Raw genomic sequence first — 16,687 nt, forward strand, 5'->3', positions numbered from 1 at the left:
CAGAAGACAGCGGCTGCCAAATTCGTTTGGCAGTCTTTTTTTGTGAACAACGGCTCGACGTTTTCCATGAAATGGGATGTGACCGCTTGCGCTCAACAAAACGCTCGGTTCGACTGGGGATTCGGAAAACTTGTGGCTAATCAAGGATACAAACGGTTATGTACACAGTTTTGGTGTGCAGATCAATAGATGAAGCTATTTTCCCGCTTATATATGTGGGGTGATTTCGCTTGAGATAGAAAAGTGAATGAATTACCAATATTTGACAATCTAGCTCATTTGTGTAATGATATTGCTTATTACGGAGGTGATTTTGTTGTGAGGAAAATAAGTGGATTTGTTTTTTTGTTCACAATTGCAAGCGGATTGGTTGTTGGTGGCGGAACTACTTTTGCTAGACCAGACTATGTTTGGGGGTTTGAGGATTACTACTCATACGCGGTTGACCAGAAAGCCGAACCAGGAAATGTGTTTCTAAGCGGTTACACAAAAGGCGAGGGGCCAGATTTAAAAGGCGTAAGCACAACTTCCAAATTTTACAAAAACGGAACATTTATTACCGATAAGACTAAAAAAGATTCCTCCGGCGAAGGTGCATGGGCACAAACATCGTACTATACAGGGCCAGGTACAAAGGAAGCTGAAGTGAAAACAGTTCACAAGGCATACACGCTGGATAATTCCTATATATCCAAGACGACTGGCAAGGTTTGGAAAAAATAAAGGTGGGGTAATCATATGTTGAAGAAATTAATACCTGTATGCGTTGGGCTCGCTGTCATGGCTGTTGTTGGCCAGAGTGTGTTAGCTGACAAAGAAGTTCAGCAGTTGACTGATTCATCGCAAAAGTATCAAAGCATGACGTTAGAGAAGCTGGGCGTACAATTGAACAATAATACGTTCAAGGGAGGAAGTGCTTCTGAGCTTCCCGTACTGGATACAGTAAAAGATGCTCAGGGGAACGAGTGGACCTATGTCTCGTATCTGCACAGCAATTTGATTGAAGAGCAGTTAGAAGAAAAATACTCTGAAAAAGTAGCGACGTCATTTATTGATGTTCAGGAAAAAATCTTGGATCCCATTATTCAAGTAGGAGATACAATACCCGTACTCTTGCTTAACGAGGATCTTACACTTGGAAAAATGGCATATTTGCAAGAAGAAGGAGAAGGAAAGCTAATTCTTGCTGAATTTAAATTGGACGAGGACAATCAAGAATGGATTGTCACGAAAAGAGCAAAGTGATTCGTTTCTCGTATCGACTGTGTCGTGTTATCTAAGAAAACATCCTCTCTGGAAAATGAAGTGCGCCCCTACCTTTCACTCGTGAGAATAACTTCTGAATGTGTGCCTCTTTTTCATCATAAAAATACACCTTAGGGTTCAGCGGATCTATCAATAAAGGCCCGGATGGCTTTTCAAGCAAAAGCTGCACAAACAAAACGAGTGACAATAGTTTCATACAAAACGTGCACAAGTAAAATACAGAAGACAGCGGCTGCCAATTGGCTTGGCAGTCTTTTTTGTGTCCGAAAAACGACGCGATATTTTTCCGGAAAAGCAAATGTCACCACTTTTCTCCCCAAACAGCGCGGAAAATGCTTACGACCGTTCGTCAGTAAGTATGCAAAAATGGATAGCCGATGCACCATTGCATACATTTCGGCGGCAGCAGAATTAGACCTGGCAGTAAAATAAACGGAATTTGCTAAATTATCTGACTTGGTACAAAATATGCAGAGGACAACTTCTTGAACAAGAGAGTAGCTAAACAAAAGAACTGGGGGATTGATCAATGGAGCATCCGTCTGCACCAACGCTGAAGCGCTCGCTAACTCTTAGGCACATCGTCTTTTTCGGGCTTGCTTTTATGGCTCCGCAAACGTTTTTCTCGACGTATGGTGTCGCCGTACATAGTACGAACGGAATGATGCCCACGGCTTACGCCATCGCCATGATTGTCATGCTGTTTACCGCGTACAGCTACGCGCAGCTGGTCAAAGCGTTCCCGAATGCTGGGGCGGCCTACACGTTTACCCAGAAGACACTTAGCCCGCACGTCGGTTTTATTGTCGGCTGGACGATCATTATCGACTACATGTTCAGCCCGATGATCAGTTCCTTGCTCATCGGCATCTCGCTGTCGGCCTTTTTCCCTTCGATTCCGATGTTCGTCTGGATTGTGTCCTTTATCGCCATCATTACGGCGGTCAACATTCTCGGCATCAAGCTGGCAGCGCAATTCAACACGTACATGCTTCTGCTGCAACTGCTTGTTTTTCTGCTCTTTTTCATTTTGGCGATCTACGGCTTGCAGAGTGGTAAAGGAGAAGGGACGCTGTTTTCGACCGTGCCTTTTTACGATGCCCAAATCAGCATCCCGACGCTGTTGTCCGTCGTTCCGCTGCTCTGTTTCAGCTTCCTTGGCTTCGATGCGGTGACGACGCTGTCGGAGGAGACGAAAGACGCGACGAAAAGCTTGCCGAAAGCGATTTATTTGATCACGCTGATCGGCGGACTGTTGTTTATTGCCGGGTCTTATTTTTCCCAACTCATTTATCCGCAGTTTCAGTCTTTTCAAAACCCCGACTCCGCCTATCTGGAAATCGCGATGGACATTGGCGGGACAGTGTTCACCGGCATCGTGATCGCAGTCGGTTTGACAGCCGGATTCGCGTCGGCGGTAGCGTCCGGGACGAGCGCCTCGCGCATTTTATACGCGATGGGCAGGGAAAATGTGCTGCCGAAAAAAGTGTTTGGCTATTTGTCGCCCAAGTATCGGACCCCTGTCTTCAATATTGCCATCATTGGTCTAGTCGCGTTGAGTGCGCTGTTTCTCGATTTGCTGACCGCTGTGTCGTTTATTAATTTTGGAGCGCTGTTTGCCTTTTTCTTCGTCAATCTGGCGGTCGTTGCCCATTATTACATCCGCGAGAAACAGCGGTCGTTCAAAGGGACGATTTTGTACCTGATTCTACCTTTGATCGGCGCTGCGCTCATCGGCCTGTTTTTCATCAAGCTCGACAAGCATTCCCTGTTGTTGGGCGGCAGTTGGCTCCTGCTTGGCTTTATTTATCTCGTTGGACTGACGAAAATGTTCAGACAGCCGCCGCCGATGCTGACGGTAGACGAAGTGCACTAATGGGGCGAAATCGAGCATTCCAGCAGGGAGGAAAGGGTGATGCGAGATGGGCTAACAGCGGTCATTGCTGAAGGCAACTTAACTCGTTTCCAGCGAAAAATGAGAGGATGAGACAAACAATGGGAAAACAAATAGCGGATTTGATCGTATCAAGCAACGCCGTTTTTACCGGGCTTTCCGAGAAGCCGGAGCCAGCGGCGATTGCGATTGCCAACAACAAAATCATCGCGGTCGGCACAAAAGAAGAGATCAGCGCTTATGCCGGGGAAGAGACGAAAGTGTATTCGTTTGTCGACCAGCTGATCATGCCGGGATTCCACGATTTTCACCTGCACATCATGCACGGGGCAGTGGCGATGGAATGCGTCAACTTGTTTTCCGCCCGATCGCAAAGAGAGGCGCTGGAGATGATCCGCGAGTTTGCCCAGGCAAAACCGGATGAGCCGTGGGTTATTGGCAACGTCTGGGATGCGGCTTATTGGGACACGCAGCAATTGCCGAATCGCTACGCGCTGGATCAGGCTGTGCCGGATCGGCCAGCGCTCATGTTTCACGCGGAAGGGCATTACGCCTGGGTCAACTCCAAAGCGCTGGAACTGGCCGGAATCGACAGGGATACGGAAGACCCTGCTTTCGGGATCATCGGCAAAGACGAGGAGGGGGAGCCGAACGGCCTTTTGTATGAAAAGGCGATGGGAGCCGTCGTCCAGCACGCGTATCACTTTTCCCGCGAAAAAAGGCGCGAACTGTTCCGCAACTTCCTCGCGTATGCGGCGAGCTTGGGCGTCACGGCGGTTCACGACCTGTTTGCGACGGAATCGATGGCGATCTTGACGGACTATGACGTATTCCACGAGTTTGAGGCGGCAGATGAGCTGACGATGCGGATTCATCTCTGGCCTGCCCTGGATGGCGACCTGGAGCGAGCCAAACAGCTTCGCGAGACGTACCAGTCAGACATGCTGCGCGTATCGGGGCTGAAACAGTTTATCGATGGCGTCATTACAGCGCGCACAGCGTATTTGCTTGAGCCGTATGCCGATCAGCCCGACACGCGGGGCGAGACGTCATTCCCGCCGGAGACGATCAAACAATGGGCGGTGGATGCCGACAAGGAAGGCTTCGCGATCCGCTTCCACGCCATCGGAGACGGAGCGATCCGGCTTGCCTTTGACGCCTACGAAGCAGCGCAAAAAGCAAACGGCAAGCGCGATGCCCGCCACTCGATCGAGCATGTGGAGGTCATCCACCCGGATGATATTCCCCGGTTCCGGGAGCTGGATGTCACCGCTTCGATGCAGCCCGACCATTTTGCCATGTCCGAACGCGGCGTCTATACCGACCGGATCGGGGCGGAGCGGGAGAAGCATGTCTTCTCGATCAACACGCTGCAAAAGGCCGGGGCGAGGCTGGCGTTCGGGACAGACTTCCCGATCGATCTGCTGAATCCGTTGCTCCAGGTGTACCGGGCTGTCACCAGGATCGACAGCGGCGGCGCAGATGTCTGGCATCCGCACGAGCGAATTACGCTGGCCGAGGCACTGCGGGCGTACACAGCCGGGTCTGCTTACGGCTCGTTCCGGGAACAGGAGCTGGGCACGCTGGAGGCGGGCAAGCTGGCAGACATCGTCGTGCTTGCGCGCAATCTTTTCGCGGTGCCAGTCGAGGAAATCCCGGATACGAAAGCAGTGCTGACAATCGTGGATGGAAAAGTGGTTTTTGAGCATACGCAAACACTCGTCGAAAGCTGAGCAATTGAGCATTTGCCATGAAAAAATCCCGACTCCTGCACGCAGGGTCAGTCGGGATTTTTGCTTTTTTTTGCTTGAAGTCAAATGGCTCATCAGGAGTGATGCCGTTCTTCTGCCATGGCAGCCGCCTTTGTTCGGTGGACCGTTCCGTGCGGATGGTGGGGCGGCGCGTAGATCGAGTACAGCTTCAGCGGCTCGTTTCCGGTGTTGATGATGTTGTGCCACGTGCCTGCGGGAACCATCACGGCGTAATCGTCATTGAGTCTTGCCTGGTAGTCTAGCCGGTCTTTTCTCGCTCCCATTTGCACAAGCCCGTGTCCGTCCTCAATGCGGAAGAACTGATCGGTGTCCGGATGTATTTCCAAACCGATGTCTCCACCTACCGGAATGCTCATCAAGGTGACTTGCAAATGCTTCCCCGTCCACAAGGCGGTGCGGTAATAGTTGTTTTGCTTTGTCGCTTCATCGATATTGATCGCCAGCGGGTGGGGGCCGTAATCTTTCAGCTCGACCCGATTCCAGCTGCTCTCCCAGTTGCTGTACCAAGGATAATAGGCTGGATACCAGTGGTGTCCCCAAGACGTTTGGTCCCAGTCCCAGTTCACAGGCGTGACAGGGGGATGCCATGGATAACCATAGTGCGACGGATACATTGAATTGCTCCTCTCTCCAGTTGCTGTCCCTATTACCGTATGCAGTTGCCTATGAAGGCGAAAGCCCAAATTCGCTAAGCGCGGGGTTCCACGCTCTTTTGCCATTTGTGATGTCCGTCTGTTGTCCCGAGCAGGTGGAAGCCGTTGCGCTGATAAAACTGGTTCAGCTGCGGATTGTCCGCTACGCAATCCAGTCTCAGGTTCTTCTGCTCGCTTGCTGCATGCTGCGTGATCCAGGTCAACAGATTGGCTCCGAGTCCTTTTCGCATCGTAGCAGGACGCAGGGCGAGCCTGTGAAGATAGAGGCTGTTTTCGGAAGCATCTTCTCCCCAAATATGGCGGTCCCATTCCGTTTGGCTGGCTGCGATGGTAAAGGTGCCGATCAGCTCCGGCCCTTTCCGTACGAGATACGTGTGCTGATCCACAATCGCTTGTGCAATCTCCTCGTCGTCTCCGCCTTCCAAAAGAAACGCCCATTGCCTGATCCCTGACTCTTTCAGCCATTGCGCGACCTGCTTCAGCAGACTGATGACAGCCAGCGTATCGTGTGGCGTAGCAAGCTGGATGTGCCAATCGTGGGACATGGTTGTTATCCTCCTTGTTAGCCGTTTGAGAATAAGCGGGCTGTTTGTTATTTTACTGGCTGCGCATGCATTTTCCTGCCGCCATGCGAAAAGGTTCCGATTTTCCGGATACCTGCTACTGTGAAAGCGGTCGATACGGTTTCCTTTCCGGGAACGGCAAGCAGCTTGTGCGGAGACGGAAAAGGTTGTTTGTTCGCCGATCATGACGATCAAGGATCGCCGGGCGTCACAGCGCAAAAAAGCCGATGCCGCAAACAGGCACCAGCTCGTGAAAGTTTCTTTCATTAATCGAGATCGTCGTGTTTGAACAAGGAAGAGAGCGCTTTCGCAAGGAAACTGGAAACGACCTCTTCGTCTTCCGCATGCACAGCCAACGAATGAACCCAGTTGTGATCGTGGCCGACATCGTCGGAGCACAGCAAGGCGGCGCGCATGTTTTGCAGCGACATGACGATACTTTTTCCATCGAAATGCCGGGAGTAGAAAAAGGCGAAATCATAGCGGCGCTGCTCGGTGGCAAAAGTGACGAAGCGGGACAGCAAATTTTCTGATTGATCGTACAAATATTCAAACTTCATTGTCGACTCACTCCTGTGCTTGATTTGGGGCCGAGCTTTAAATGGCTTCCTCGAAGTCGATGACCGGAGGCTTTTTGGTGAAAAATTTGGTGCTGAACAGCAAGTAGCTGATGCCGACCAACGACCAGGTGAGTCCAAGGGTCAGCGCGTGGCTGTCCAGGTTGTACCAGAGAAAAGCGACAAAGCTGGTGCCGATCAACGGCGAAAGCAGGTAGTGAACGACATCGCGCAAAGAACGCTGTTGATTGCGAATATAGTAATGGGCGATCACAGAGGCGTTAACGGCAGTAAAAGCGGTCAATGCGCCAAAATTAATGAAGGCAAGCGCCGTTTCCAGGTCGAGAAACAAAGCGGCCAGGGAGATGGCTCCGACAAAAAAGACGTTGCGCGCCGGAATGCCTTTGACAGGGTGCAGGTGGCCGAACAGCTTTTTCGGCAGGACGTTTTCTCTGCCCATCACGTACAGCAGGCGGGAAGCGCTCGTATGGGAAGCGATCCCGGAAGCAAGCGCAGCGGTTATGCTGCCCGCTACGAAGATCGCGTAAAACAGATCTTGTCCGAGAATCATCGACATTTCGGGTGAAGGCGACTCCGGATTTTGGAAATGGTCCACCGCCGGAAAAGCAAGCTGAGTGAAGTAGGAAGTCGTGATGAAGATGACGCCCCCGATCAATGCTACGAGAAAAATGCCGCGCGGGATCGTTTTCAGCGGGTCAACCGCTTCTTCCGTATACGTGGTGACGGCATCGAAGCCGAGAAACGAAAAGCAGAGAATCGCAGCCCCGGTGAGCAGCGTCGGCAGCGAGATCGCTTCCCCGTAAAAAGGCTGGGCTGTAAAAGCAGGCGCACCGTTGGCGGCAGAAGCAATGTGCGAAATGCTCAGGCAGACGAAAACGACGACAACGATGACCTGAAACACGACCAGCAATGTATTGAAGTTGGCCGTAGACTGAATACCGCGAAAATTGATGTAAGTAGTGACCGCAGCCAGGAGGATGCCCAATATCCAGCCCGGAACCATCGGAAAGGCGGCAGACAAGTAAATTTTGCCGAGGAGTACATTAATGACAGGCAGAAATACGTAGTCGAGGAGTGATACCCAGCCGACGAGAAAGCCGATGTGCGGGTTAATCGCCTGACGGGCGTAAGAGTAGGCAGACCCGGCGACGGGAAATACCCGCACCATTTTCCCGTAGCTGGATGCGGTAAACAGCATGGCAGCCAGCGCCAAAATATAGGCAGTCGGAACATGCCCGCCTGTTTCCTGGCTGACGATGCCGTACGTATCAAAAACGGTCAGAGGTGTTAAATAGCCCAGTCCCAAAACGATAACCTGCCACAGCTTCAAGCTTCTTTTTAATGTGGGTGCAGTTGAATGATTCAGGCTTTTTTCCATGACCAATCCCCTTTGTTTGTAAAATGAAAGCGGTTAACATTTCGCGGTCAGCTTCTATTCGATCCAAACCCCCGGCCGCCCGGCTGCGGAGTCTGGTCGCATCGTTTTTCCTCATGCCGTTTGCCCCCCTTGCTTCCCCAAACTGTGGTGTACATGATGCGACTATTTCTCTCAGCCATGTAAGCAAGTGATATGCCAAACGCGAAAGGGCGCCATCTATCCCGCTTTTTGCTGCGGGAGGGGTCAGCGTGCGCGTTCCTATTCATGCAAAAATTCATGGATTACCCAAAAATGCATACAAAACGGTCGCGCTTGCTTCTGCTCTTAATAAAAATAAATTGAATATTTTCCAATATTTTGATTTAATGTAAATTGATTTGAGCTTTATTTTTAAAAAGTTAACATGCAAGGAGATGGAAAACTTGAAGACGATGTTAAAAAAATCATTGGTACTAACATGCTTAGGATCAACATTACTAATTGGACAAGCATTTGCAGCACCAGAAACTATGTTTACAAATACGGATTCCCAAATAAACAATAATTTTGATCGAAAAGGTGCCAAAAAATACGCTGAAAAGTATGCTGAACGACCGGGGAACAAAAATTATGCAAATTATGGAAGTAATGGCGATGGCGGTGACTGCACGAACTTTGTCTCTCAAGTATTACATGAAGGTGGGGGTCTGGATTTTCATGGGAAGGCTGGTTACAACAGGAACACCAAAGATTGGTACTATTACGGTCGCAATGTTCCGGAAAATACAAATGATAAAAAATCTCGCACATCTTCTTGGACTGGTGCTCATCAATTTAGAGAACACTGGGCAGTAGTTAATGGTTCAGGAGGGGAATTTGCGTATCAAGCCAAAAAGTACTCAGTCAAAGATGCAATAAAGAATTTTAGAGACATTTACAATGATTTGTACGAAGGCGATATTGTTCAGTATGTTGATGCTTCAGGAAGAACCATTCATTCGCAAGTAGTTCATCGCTTTAAGGATGGAGAAGTGTATATGGCTCAACATTCGGTAAATGACAGTGATTATACTTGGGGGACAGACCTGCCATTAAGTGAATGGCTCGATTATGGCGGGGCATATGTTGTGACAATAAAAATCAAGAAATAATCCGCTAAAAGGGGATGAAATCATGTTTGTACATCGAACAAAAAAACTTCTCGCTTTAACATTAGGCAGTCTTGCTATTTTAAGCGCTGGAAGTTTTCTTGGCTATCAAGCTTATGCCGATGATTCGTCCAAAACGGAAATGCTTGAGCAAATGAAAGAAGAGTATAAAAAATTGGCCGATCAAGATGATCCTAATGCGCCGAGCGAAGAAAGGCAAAAAATCAAAGACTTGGGGTGGGAAGTAGGAAAGCTCGAAAAAGAACTGAACCCCGAAAACCCCGAGGATGTATTAACACGTAAGTTAGCTGTTTTCAAAGAGATGACACTCATTCATGAATCAAGCTACAAAGACAGCGATGCAGATGCCAATGACCCAAAAGTAACCGAGATTGTAGAGCAAATCGAACAGCGAAAAAAACTGGTTGCAAAATTTGAAGAGAAATTGGCTTCTTTAAAAAATAGAGCTAAAAAGGCAAAGCAGTCTGAAGAGGCCAAAGAAGAAGCAGAACAGTTGCTGACGGAATTTCAACAGGAGAAAGAAGCTCTCAGTATACAAAGCGAGTAATAAACTAAATGTGCAAAAATCAAAGGCGTTGCTCACCAGAGCAGCGCCCTTTTCATGACCAGTCCATGCAAAAACGATGATTCAAAAACGCATAGATTATGCAAAACCGCATAAGCCGTCCCCCTTGCTGCAAGCGTTCGCTGGAAAAACAAATTGGCATAATATTTGCAATAATTATTCCGCGAACAAGCAAGGAAGGAAACAAGGAGTGGTTACGAGCGATGCGAAACAAGCTTTTCCTCATTGCCGTCCTGCTGTCGATGATTCTTTTGCCGATTCGCCATTACTTGGCAAACGAATACAGGCAGCGTTGGACAGGAGCAGAGGGATAGACACCAGATAGCCAAACCAAAAGTCCAACGCCGTAGAACAAAATGCAGCCGTCTCCTACACACTATCTACAAACGGAGGACTTCAACCTATGCAATATCCACTTTCCCCAGACGTAAAACCGGAGTTTTGCACGACAGGCACGTTCATGCGGTTACCGTCGGCAAGAGAAAACGCCAAAGTAGCGATTATCGGACAGCCGTTCGACACGGCCGCTTCGTTTCGCGTAGGGGCGCGGTTTGCTCCGCAAGCGATTCGCCAGGCTTCCATGACGCTGTTTCCGTATCATCCGACGCACAAAGTATACCCGTTCGAGGATACGCAAGCGATTGATGTCGGGGATGTTTCGGTCATTCCGCACAACATCCACCGCAGCTATGAGCTGATGGAAGAAGCCATGCTCGACCTGATGAAAAAAGGCATCGTGCCTATTGGGCTGGGCGGCGATCATTCAATTACATTAGCGTCCTTGCGCGCTGCTAAAAAAGTATACGGACAGGTAGCGATGATTCAGTTTGATTCGCATACAGACACGTGGGACACGTACTACGACGAAAAATATTGGCACGGTTCCCCGTTCATCCGGGCGCATGAGGAAGGACTTTTGCAGCCGGACAAAGTATTTCAGGTCGGGATTCGCGGGACGCTGAACCATCCGGGCGACATCGAGGCCAGCTACGAGCTGGGGTACAACGTGATCACGACACAAGAGCTGCGCAGCCGCGGATTTGCGGATGTCATTGCGCAAATCAAAGCGCAGATTGGAGAAACTCCTTGCTTCCTCACTTTTGACATCGACTTTATCGATCCCGCCTTCGCACCCGGCACCGGAACGCTTGAGGTAGGCGGCTTCACCAGTCACGAGGCGCTGCAAATCATACGCTCCCTGACAGGCCTGAACTACATCGGGTTTGACCTCGTGGAAGTGTTGCCTCCGTACGATCCGACGCAAATTACTTCGCTGTTGGCAGCGACATTGATTCACGACTTTGCCGCCCTGGTTGCCCTTCGGCAAAATCAGCTGGCGAGCCAATAAGAAATCTATTCATTTTTGCATAATCGATGATTTTTTGCATAAATCAGTCGTACAAGTGCCCAGGCTTACACCAATGGTAGTCGTGCTTCCCGGATTGGCACGGGAGTTGCTTTAAGGAATGACTGAGAAGGGACACAGCGGAAGGAGAGGATGGATTGCATGATAAACCTGAAGATGTACATCAACGGGGAATGGGTGGATGCGCAAAGCAAGAAGACCCGCGAAATCTTGAATCCCGCTACAGGGGAAGTGATTGCGCTCTCGGCAGAAGGGGATGTGGAAGACGCCCGCCATGCCATTCAGATCGCCCGCGATGCGTTCGATAGCGGCATCTGGTCGGAACTTCCGGCAGCGGAGCGCGCCCGCTACTTGCTGGCGATTGCCGACAAGCTGGAGGAGCGGGCGGAAGAAATCGGCAGGCTGGAGACGCTGGACAATGGAAAGCCATTGCGCGAGACAGCTTTTGACGTCGCGGATGCGGCTGCTTGCTTCCGCTACTACGCGGGGCTGGCTACCAAGCCGGACGGACAGACGTATCACGTGGCAGACCCGGTGCAAGCCATGGTCGTGCGCGAGCCTGTCGGTGTGTGCGGCCTGATCGTGCCGTGGAACTATCCGCTGCTCATGGGTGTGTGGAAAATTGCGCCTGCGCTCGCCGCCGGGAATACGATCGTGTTCAAGCCGTCAGAGGTCACTCCGGTTACCGCCCAAAAGCTGTTTGAAATCATCGAGGAAGTCGGCATTCCCAAAGGCGTAGCCAACATGGTGCTCGGAGCGGGAGCAACGGTCGGAAACGAGCTTGCCGAGAGCCATCTGGTCGACAAAATTTCTTTTACAGGCGGTACGGCCACCGGGCGCAGCATCATGCGGGCTGCTGTCGGCAACATCAAAAAAATCTCCCTCGAACTGGGCGGCAAATCGCCGAACATCGTTTTCGCAGATGCAGACTTCGATACGGCTGTTGATTACGCGCTATTCGGAATTTTCGCGAATCAAGGGCAAGTTTGCTCGGCGGGATCGCGGCTGCTGCTCGAAGATAGCATTCACGACCGCTTCGTCGAGCGACTGGTGGAGCGCGCCCAAAAAATACGCGTAGGCCGTGGCGACGATCCTGCTACGGAGATGGGCCCGGTCGTCAGTCAGGCACATATGGAAAAAATTCTCCATTACATCGAGCTGGGCAAAGCAGAAGGGGCACGCCTCTTGTGCGGAGGAAACCGCCTGACGACAAACGGTCTGGAAAAAGGCTATTTCATCGAGCCGACGATTTTCACCGATACGACCCCGTCCATGAAAATTGTTCAGGAAGAAATTTTCGGGCCAGTGCTGGCGATTCAACGCTTTAAAGACGAGGCAGATGCCGTGCGTCTCGCCAACGATACCGTGTACGGACTGGCGGGCGGCGTGTTCACCCAGGATGGCGCCAAAGCGATGCGCGTCATCAAAAAGCTGCGCGCCGGAATTACGTGGATCAACTGTTACCATCCGACCTACAACGAAGCGCCTTGGGGCGGCTACAAGCAAAGCGGCATCGGCCGCGGCCTGGGCACGTTTGGCTTCGAGGAGTACACGGAAGTGAAGCAAATCAACATCAACCTGCAAGTTCAGCCAACCGGCTGGTTTGAAAACTAATCCAACCAATCAGGAGGACAGCGAGATGAGCAAAACCGTGGAGAGCAAACAGCAGAACATACAAGTACAAGAACAGTACAAAGACGTCTACGCCTATACGAGCCAGATTCTCGATCTGATCGCCAAAACCGACATTACAAAAGACGAGGCAGAGTGGGTAACGCGCCAGACGGTCGAGAACTTCCGCGACCACGTAAATCCCGGCTTTCTCGGCTACCGCAAGTCGGTTACGAAAGACGGACAGTTCGCCGCCGTGGAATGGAAGGACGCAGGCCCGAACTCCTTTATGGATGTAAACGGAAAAGAATACATCGATTGTCTCGGCGGCTTTGGCATTTACAACGTCGGGCATCGCCATCCAAAAGTAGTAGAGGCCGTGATTAACCAGCTCAACCGTCAACCGCTGCACAGCCAGGATTTGCTCGATCCGCTGCGCGCCATGCTCGCCAAAATTTTGGCTGACGTGACGCCGGGCGAGCTGAAGTACGCCTATTTTGCCAACAGCGGTACGGAGACGGTAGAAGCGGCGATCAAGCTGGCGAAAATGCACACAGGGCGCACTACGTTTATCGCTACGACAAAAGCGTTCCACGGCAAAAGCCTGGGAGCGTTGTCCGCTACGGCCAAAGGCGTATTCCGCAAACCGTTTTTGCCAATGATTCCCGGCTTCCGCCATGTGCATTTTGGCGATATCGACATGCTGCGCAAAACATTTGAGGCGTGCGCGCTCGTCGGGGAAGAAATTGCCGGGGTGATCCTCGAACCGATCCAGGGCGAAGGCGGAGTGAACCTGCCGCCGGAAAACTACTTGAAGCAAGTGCGCGAGCTGTGCGACCAGTACGGTGCCCTGCTCATCTTGGACGAAGTGCAGACGGGAATGGGCCGCACCGGAAAAATGTTTTGCTGCGAGCATTACGATGTGGTGCCGGACATTTTGTGCCTGGCAAAAGCGTTTGGCGGGGGCATCATGCCAGCAGGAGCGGTGGTCGCGACGGAGGAAGTATTCAAAAGCTTTTTCCCGAACCCGTTTGTGCAGACGACGACTTTTGGCGGAAATCCGCTGGCGTGCGCCGCAGCGATTGCGACCTTCAACGTGCTGATCGAGGAAAACTTGCTGGACCGCTGCGTGGAAATGGGCGAGTACATGCTGAAAGGGCTGCGCGCCGCAGCAGCGGCTCACAGTGACAAAGTGCAGGAAGTGCGCGGCAAAGGGCTGCTGATCGGAATCGAGTTCCATAACGACGAGATTGGTTACGAGGTGTCCAAAGGCTTGTTTGACAACGGCGTTCTGGTAGCCGGAACGCTGATCAATGCCAAGACGATCCGCATCGAACCGCCCCTCACGATTACGTACGAAGAAGCAGACAAAGTCATCGAGACTTTCCAAAAAGTGCTGCCGCAAGTCCAAATCTAACCGATAGACAGGAAAAGAAGACTGCCCACCCCAGTCTTCTTTTCCCTTTCTTCTCCATGGGAGCCCTGAGTATAATAGTAGTCACATGCCAAGCTATATTGGGAGGACCTATGGTTTCCAATTGTTTTGTACGAAAAACGTATCCAGTATCGTTTGAATCTTCTGCGAATGAAGTGTGGGACATCATGACTCGGTTCAACGAGCGTTATGTGTTTGTTACCGATCCCAAAAGCGAAAACAAGTATGTTGCTTATATACGAAATACGGATATGCTGCCGCTCTTGACCGAGCCGGGCTGGATGGACAAGCCCGTTCGGGAGCTTCCGTACCAGACCAACCTCGCCTATTATCAGCAAGGAATCAGCATACCCGACTACTTCAAGGTGTTTGGGGAGGAAGTCGTGGTCGTCCGCGACCCGGCGGGGCAAGACGAAGGCTATTTGCGCCGCGAGGATGTCTTGTACTACATTTTGACCAATCAGTCCGGCCACCCGGATTGGATGCGATCTTTGCTCAACTCGATTCCGATGGGCATTTTGATCGTGGACAAAAAGGGGCAGATCGAAAACTTCAGCTCCGAAGTGTTGCGGATGGTTCGCGTAACGCCAGAAGAGTTGCGACAGCAACGGGTAGGCGAATTGCTGGACCCGGGCGTTTTTCAGCGAGTGATTGAAAACGGGGAAAAGGTGCTCAATTACATCATCGTCAACGAACGAATCGGCGTGCTCGCCGACTTTTGCCCGATCCACAGCCACGATGGCACGGTGACCGGAGCGACGATCGTCCTGCAAGATTTGCCTTTTATCGAGCGAATGGCGATGGAAATGGAGTACGTCAAAAACCTCAACACCGACTTGCAAGGGATTCTCTCCTCGATCTACGACGAAATTCTCGTCCTCGATGAAAAAGGCGTGCTGCTGCGCTACAGCGGCAACCTGATCGAAGACTTTTGGGAAATCAACAAGGAGCAGCTGCTCGGCATCAATCTGATGGAGCTGGAACAGGAGGGCTTGTTTTTCTCGGCGATTGTCCGCATGGTGATGGAGCGCAAGCGCAAGGTGTCTGTCACACAGGAAAGCCGCTCGGGCAAAAACGTGCTGGCTGTCGGCAACCCGATTTTCGCTGACAACGGAAAGCTGGAGCGGATCGTCATCGCTTTGCGCGACGTGACGGAGACAGTCATGCTGAAGGAAGAGCTGCTGCAAGTCAAAAAAATATCGGAAAAGTACAAAAAAGAGCTGGAGCATCTGCGCGACCAGAAGCAATATGCGAAAAACCGCCAGCTGATCTACGCCAGCGAGCCGATGGAAAAAGTGATGAAATACATCCACAAGATCGCTAACACGTCCTCCACTGTGCTGCTCACCGGGGAATCAGGCGTCGGCAAAGAAGTGTTTGCCCGCACGATTTACGAGCTGGGACCGCGCTACAGCCAACCGTTCGTCAAAGTCAACTGCGGGGCGATCCCGGAGACGCTGCTGGAAAGCGAGTTGTTTGGCTACGAAAAGGGCGCATTCACAGGTGCAAACTCGAACGGGAAGCCGGGGTACTTCCGGATGGCGCACAAAGGCGTGCTGTTCCTCGACGAGATCGGCGAAATGCCGCTGAATTTGCAGGTCAAGCTGCTGCGCGTGCTCCAGGAGCGGGAAATTATTCCCGTAGGCGGCTCCGAGATCGTCGAGGTCGACGTGCAAATCATTGCCGCGACCAACAAAAATCTCGAAAAAATGGTCGAGGAAGGCACGTTCCGCGAAGACTTGTACTATCGGCTGAACGTCATCCCTGTCGTCATTCCGCCGCTGCGGGATCGCCCGGAAGACATCCCGCTGATCAGTTTGCACTTTTTGCAGACGTTCAATGAAAAATACGCGCGCTCCACGCAATTGTCCCAGGACGCTCTCGACTTGCTCGAATCGTATTCCTGGCCGGGCAACGTGCGCGAGCTGCAAAACATCATCGAACGGATTGTGGTCACGGCAGACGAGGATTTGATTGAGGCGCACCATATCACACCGCTTTTGAAAACGAAAAAGAAGCAGTATTTGCGCCAGCGTCTGACCAAAATCATGCCGTTGAAGGAAGCGACGAGAGCGATGGAGGAGCAGCTGATCAAGATGGCGATGGATGAGTTCAAGACGACCTCCATGGCTGCCAAAGTGCTTGGCGTCAGCCAGTCCACGATCAGTCGCAAGTATCAGGAAATCCAAGAAAAGATAAGTCGAGGTGAGCCGATTGGGTTTAAAGTATGACGTGGTATCGCCGTTTGCCGGAACCATTGAGCGAATCTTTTTTCAATTGAGCGATTCGGTGCAGGAGGGGGAATTGCTGTTCACATTGGCAGAGGGGAGCAGGCGAATGGACATTCTCTCTCCGGTCACGGGCAGCGTAGAGGCGATTGAAGTCGAGAGCGGGGAGCCAGTCATTGCGGGGATGATTTTGGCTTCGATCGTGCTGCGTCAAGAAGGATAAATAGAAA

16 protein-coding genes are annotated in these 16,687 nt (G+C 51.3%); 12 read left to right on the top strand and 4 right to left on the bottom strand.

Translation table 11 applies throughout. The features are described 5' to 3' along the window. Positions 1-243 precede the first annotated feature (243 nt). From IRJ17_RS10655 to IRJ17_RS10670, 4 genes are all read left to right on the top strand, one after another. A complete protein-coding gene (locus IRJ17_RS10655; RefSeq protein ID WP_141254237.1) occupies positions 244-723 on the top strand; it encodes a hypothetical protein in 480 nt (159 codons plus the stop codon). Between the two features lie 15 nt (positions 724-738). Next, entirely contained in the window at positions 739-1,245 is a 507-nt protein-coding gene (locus IRJ17_RS10660) for a hypothetical protein (RefSeq protein WP_173597580.1), read from the top strand. 550 nt (positions 1,246-1,795) lie between these two features. Next, positions 1,796-3,142: an APC family permease gene (locus tag IRJ17_RS10665; RefSeq protein WP_122964670.1), complete on the top strand. Its 1,347-nt coding sequence runs from the start codon at positions 1,796-1,798 to the stop codon at positions 3,140-3,142. Between the two features lie 119 nt (positions 3,143-3,261). Continuing rightward, entirely contained in the window at positions 3,262-4,893 is a 1,632-nt protein-coding gene (locus IRJ17_RS10670) for an amidohydrolase (protein WP_242774598.1), read from the top strand. A gap of 92 nt (positions 4,894-4,985) precedes the next feature. Here IRJ17_RS10670 and IRJ17_RS10675 read toward each other — a convergent pair whose 3' ends face one another. The 4 genes from IRJ17_RS10675 to IRJ17_RS10690 all read right to left on the bottom strand — a co-directional run bounded on the left by IRJ17_RS10675 (position 4,986) and on the right by IRJ17_RS10690 (position 8,104). Continuing rightward, on the bottom strand, positions 4,986-5,546 hold the full coding sequence (locus tag IRJ17_RS10675) for a cupin domain-containing protein (protein WP_122964672.1): 561 nt from the start codon (positions 5,544-5,546) through the stop codon (positions 4,986-4,988). A 74-nt stretch (positions 5,547-5,620) separates the two neighbouring features. Then, entirely contained in the window at positions 5,621-6,130 is a 510-nt protein-coding gene (locus tag IRJ17_RS10680; protein ID WP_242774600.1) for a GNAT family N-acetyltransferase, read from the bottom strand. 284 nt (positions 6,131-6,414) lie between these two features. Then, complete coding sequence (locus tag IRJ17_RS10685) at positions 6,415-6,708, bottom strand: SAV0927 family protein (RefSeq protein ID WP_173597586.1); 294 nt, start codon at positions 6,706-6,708, stop codon at positions 6,415-6,417. Positions 6,709-6,745: 37 nt separating this feature from the next. After that, the gene (locus tag IRJ17_RS10690) at positions 6,746-8,104 is read right to left on the bottom strand and encodes an APC family permease (protein ID WP_173597587.1); all 1,359 of its coding nucleotides are present in this window, start codon (positions 8,102-8,104) and stop codon (positions 6,746-6,748) included. A 248-nt stretch (positions 8,105-8,352) separates the two neighbouring features. Between IRJ17_RS10690 and IRJ17_RS28140 the strand changes: the two genes are divergently transcribed. From IRJ17_RS28140 to IRJ17_RS10725, 8 genes are all read left to right on the top strand, one after another. Further along, a complete protein-coding gene (locus tag IRJ17_RS28140; protein ID WP_255679163.1) occupies positions 8,353-8,475 on the top strand; it encodes a hypothetical protein in 123 nt (40 codons plus the stop codon). 60 nt (positions 8,476-8,535) lie between these two features. After that, on the top strand, positions 8,536-9,234 hold the full coding sequence (locus tag IRJ17_RS10695) for an amidase domain-containing protein (RefSeq protein ID WP_242775252.1): 699 nt from the start codon (positions 8,536-8,538) through the stop codon (positions 9,232-9,234). A gap of 22 nt (positions 9,235-9,256) precedes the next feature. Next, on the top strand, positions 9,257-9,799 hold the full coding sequence (locus IRJ17_RS10700; protein ID WP_242774602.1) for a hypothetical protein: 543 nt from the start codon (positions 9,257-9,259) through the stop codon (positions 9,797-9,799). Between the two features lie 421 nt (positions 9,800-10,220). Then, a complete protein-coding gene (gene speB, locus IRJ17_RS10705) occupies positions 10,221-11,165 on the top strand; it encodes an agmatinase (RefSeq protein ID WP_242774605.1) in 945 nt (314 codons plus the stop codon). A 159-nt stretch (positions 11,166-11,324) separates the two neighbouring features. Next, on the top strand, positions 11,325-12,797 hold the full coding sequence (locus tag IRJ17_RS10710) for an aldehyde dehydrogenase family protein (RefSeq protein WP_217022276.1): 1,473 nt from the start codon (positions 11,325-11,327) through the stop codon (positions 12,795-12,797). 25 nt (positions 12,798-12,822) lie between these two features. Next, positions 12,823-14,211: a putrescine aminotransferase gene (locus IRJ17_RS10715; protein ID WP_122964678.1), complete on the top strand. Its 1,389-nt coding sequence runs from the start codon at positions 12,823-12,825 to the stop codon at positions 14,209-14,211. A 110-nt stretch (positions 14,212-14,321) separates the two neighbouring features. Then, positions 14,322-16,460 (top strand): sigma 54-interacting transcriptional regulator, encoded by a 2,139-nt coding sequence (locus IRJ17_RS10720; protein ID WP_122964679.1) that lies wholly within the window; start codon positions 14,322-14,324, stop codon positions 16,458-16,460. Next, on the top strand, positions 16,444-16,680 hold the full coding sequence (locus IRJ17_RS10725; RefSeq protein ID WP_173597593.1) for a hypothetical protein: 237 nt from the start codon (positions 16,444-16,446) through the stop codon (positions 16,678-16,680). The genes IRJ17_RS10720 and IRJ17_RS10725 overlap by 17 nt, the downstream gene beginning before the upstream one ends. Positions 16,681-16,687: the final 7 nt, after the last annotated feature.

This window comes from Brevibacillus parabrevis (assembly GCF_022701015.1).
GTDB lineage: Bacteria > Bacillota > Bacilli > Brevibacillales > Brevibacillaceae > Brevibacillus > Brevibacillus parabrevis.

Excerpts from the sequence above, each read along its gene's own strand:
- IRJ17_RS10660 (WP_173597580.1), top strand. The coding sequence starts at position 739 with ATGTTGAAGAAATTAATACCTGTATGCGTTGGGCTCGCTGTCATGGCT.
- IRJ17_RS10665 (WP_122964670.1), top strand. The coding sequence starts at position 1,796 with ATGGAGCATCCGTCTGCACCAACGCTGAAGCGCTCGCTAACTCTTAGG.
- IRJ17_RS10670 (WP_242774598.1), top strand. The coding sequence starts at position 3,262 with ATGGGAAAACAAATAGCGGATTTGATCGTATCAAGCAACGCCGTTTTT.
- IRJ17_RS10675 (WP_122964672.1), bottom strand. The coding sequence starts at position 5,546 with ATGTATCCGTCGCACTATGGTTATCCATGGCATCCCCCTGTCACGCCT.
- IRJ17_RS10680 (WP_242774600.1), bottom strand. The coding sequence starts at position 6,130 with ATGTCCCACGATTGGCACATCCAGCTTGCTACGCCACACGATACGCTG.
- IRJ17_RS10685 (WP_173597586.1), bottom strand. The coding sequence starts at position 6,708 with ATGAAGTTTGAATATTTGTACGATCAATCAGAAAATTTGCTGTCCCGC.
- IRJ17_RS10690 (WP_173597587.1), bottom strand. The coding sequence starts at position 8,104 with ATGGAAAAAAGCCTGAATCATTCAACTGCACCCACATTAAAAAGAAGC.
- IRJ17_RS10695 (WP_242775252.1), top strand. The coding sequence starts at position 8,536 with ATGTTAAAAAAATCATTGGTACTAACATGCTTAGGATCAACATTACTA.
- IRJ17_RS10700 (WP_242774602.1), top strand. The coding sequence starts at position 9,257 with ATGTTTGTACATCGAACAAAAAAACTTCTCGCTTTAACATTAGGCAGT.
- speB (WP_242774605.1), top strand. The coding sequence starts at position 10,221 with ATGCAATATCCACTTTCCCCAGACGTAAAACCGGAGTTTTGCACGACA.
- IRJ17_RS10710 (WP_217022276.1), top strand. The coding sequence starts at position 11,325 with ATGATAAACCTGAAGATGTACATCAACGGGGAATGGGTGGATGCGCAA.
- IRJ17_RS10715 (WP_122964678.1), top strand. The coding sequence starts at position 12,823 with ATGAGCAAAACCGTGGAGAGCAAACAGCAGAACATACAAGTACAAGAA.
- IRJ17_RS10720 (WP_122964679.1), top strand. The coding sequence starts at position 14,322 with ATGGTTTCCAATTGTTTTGTACGAAAAACGTATCCAGTATCGTTTGAA.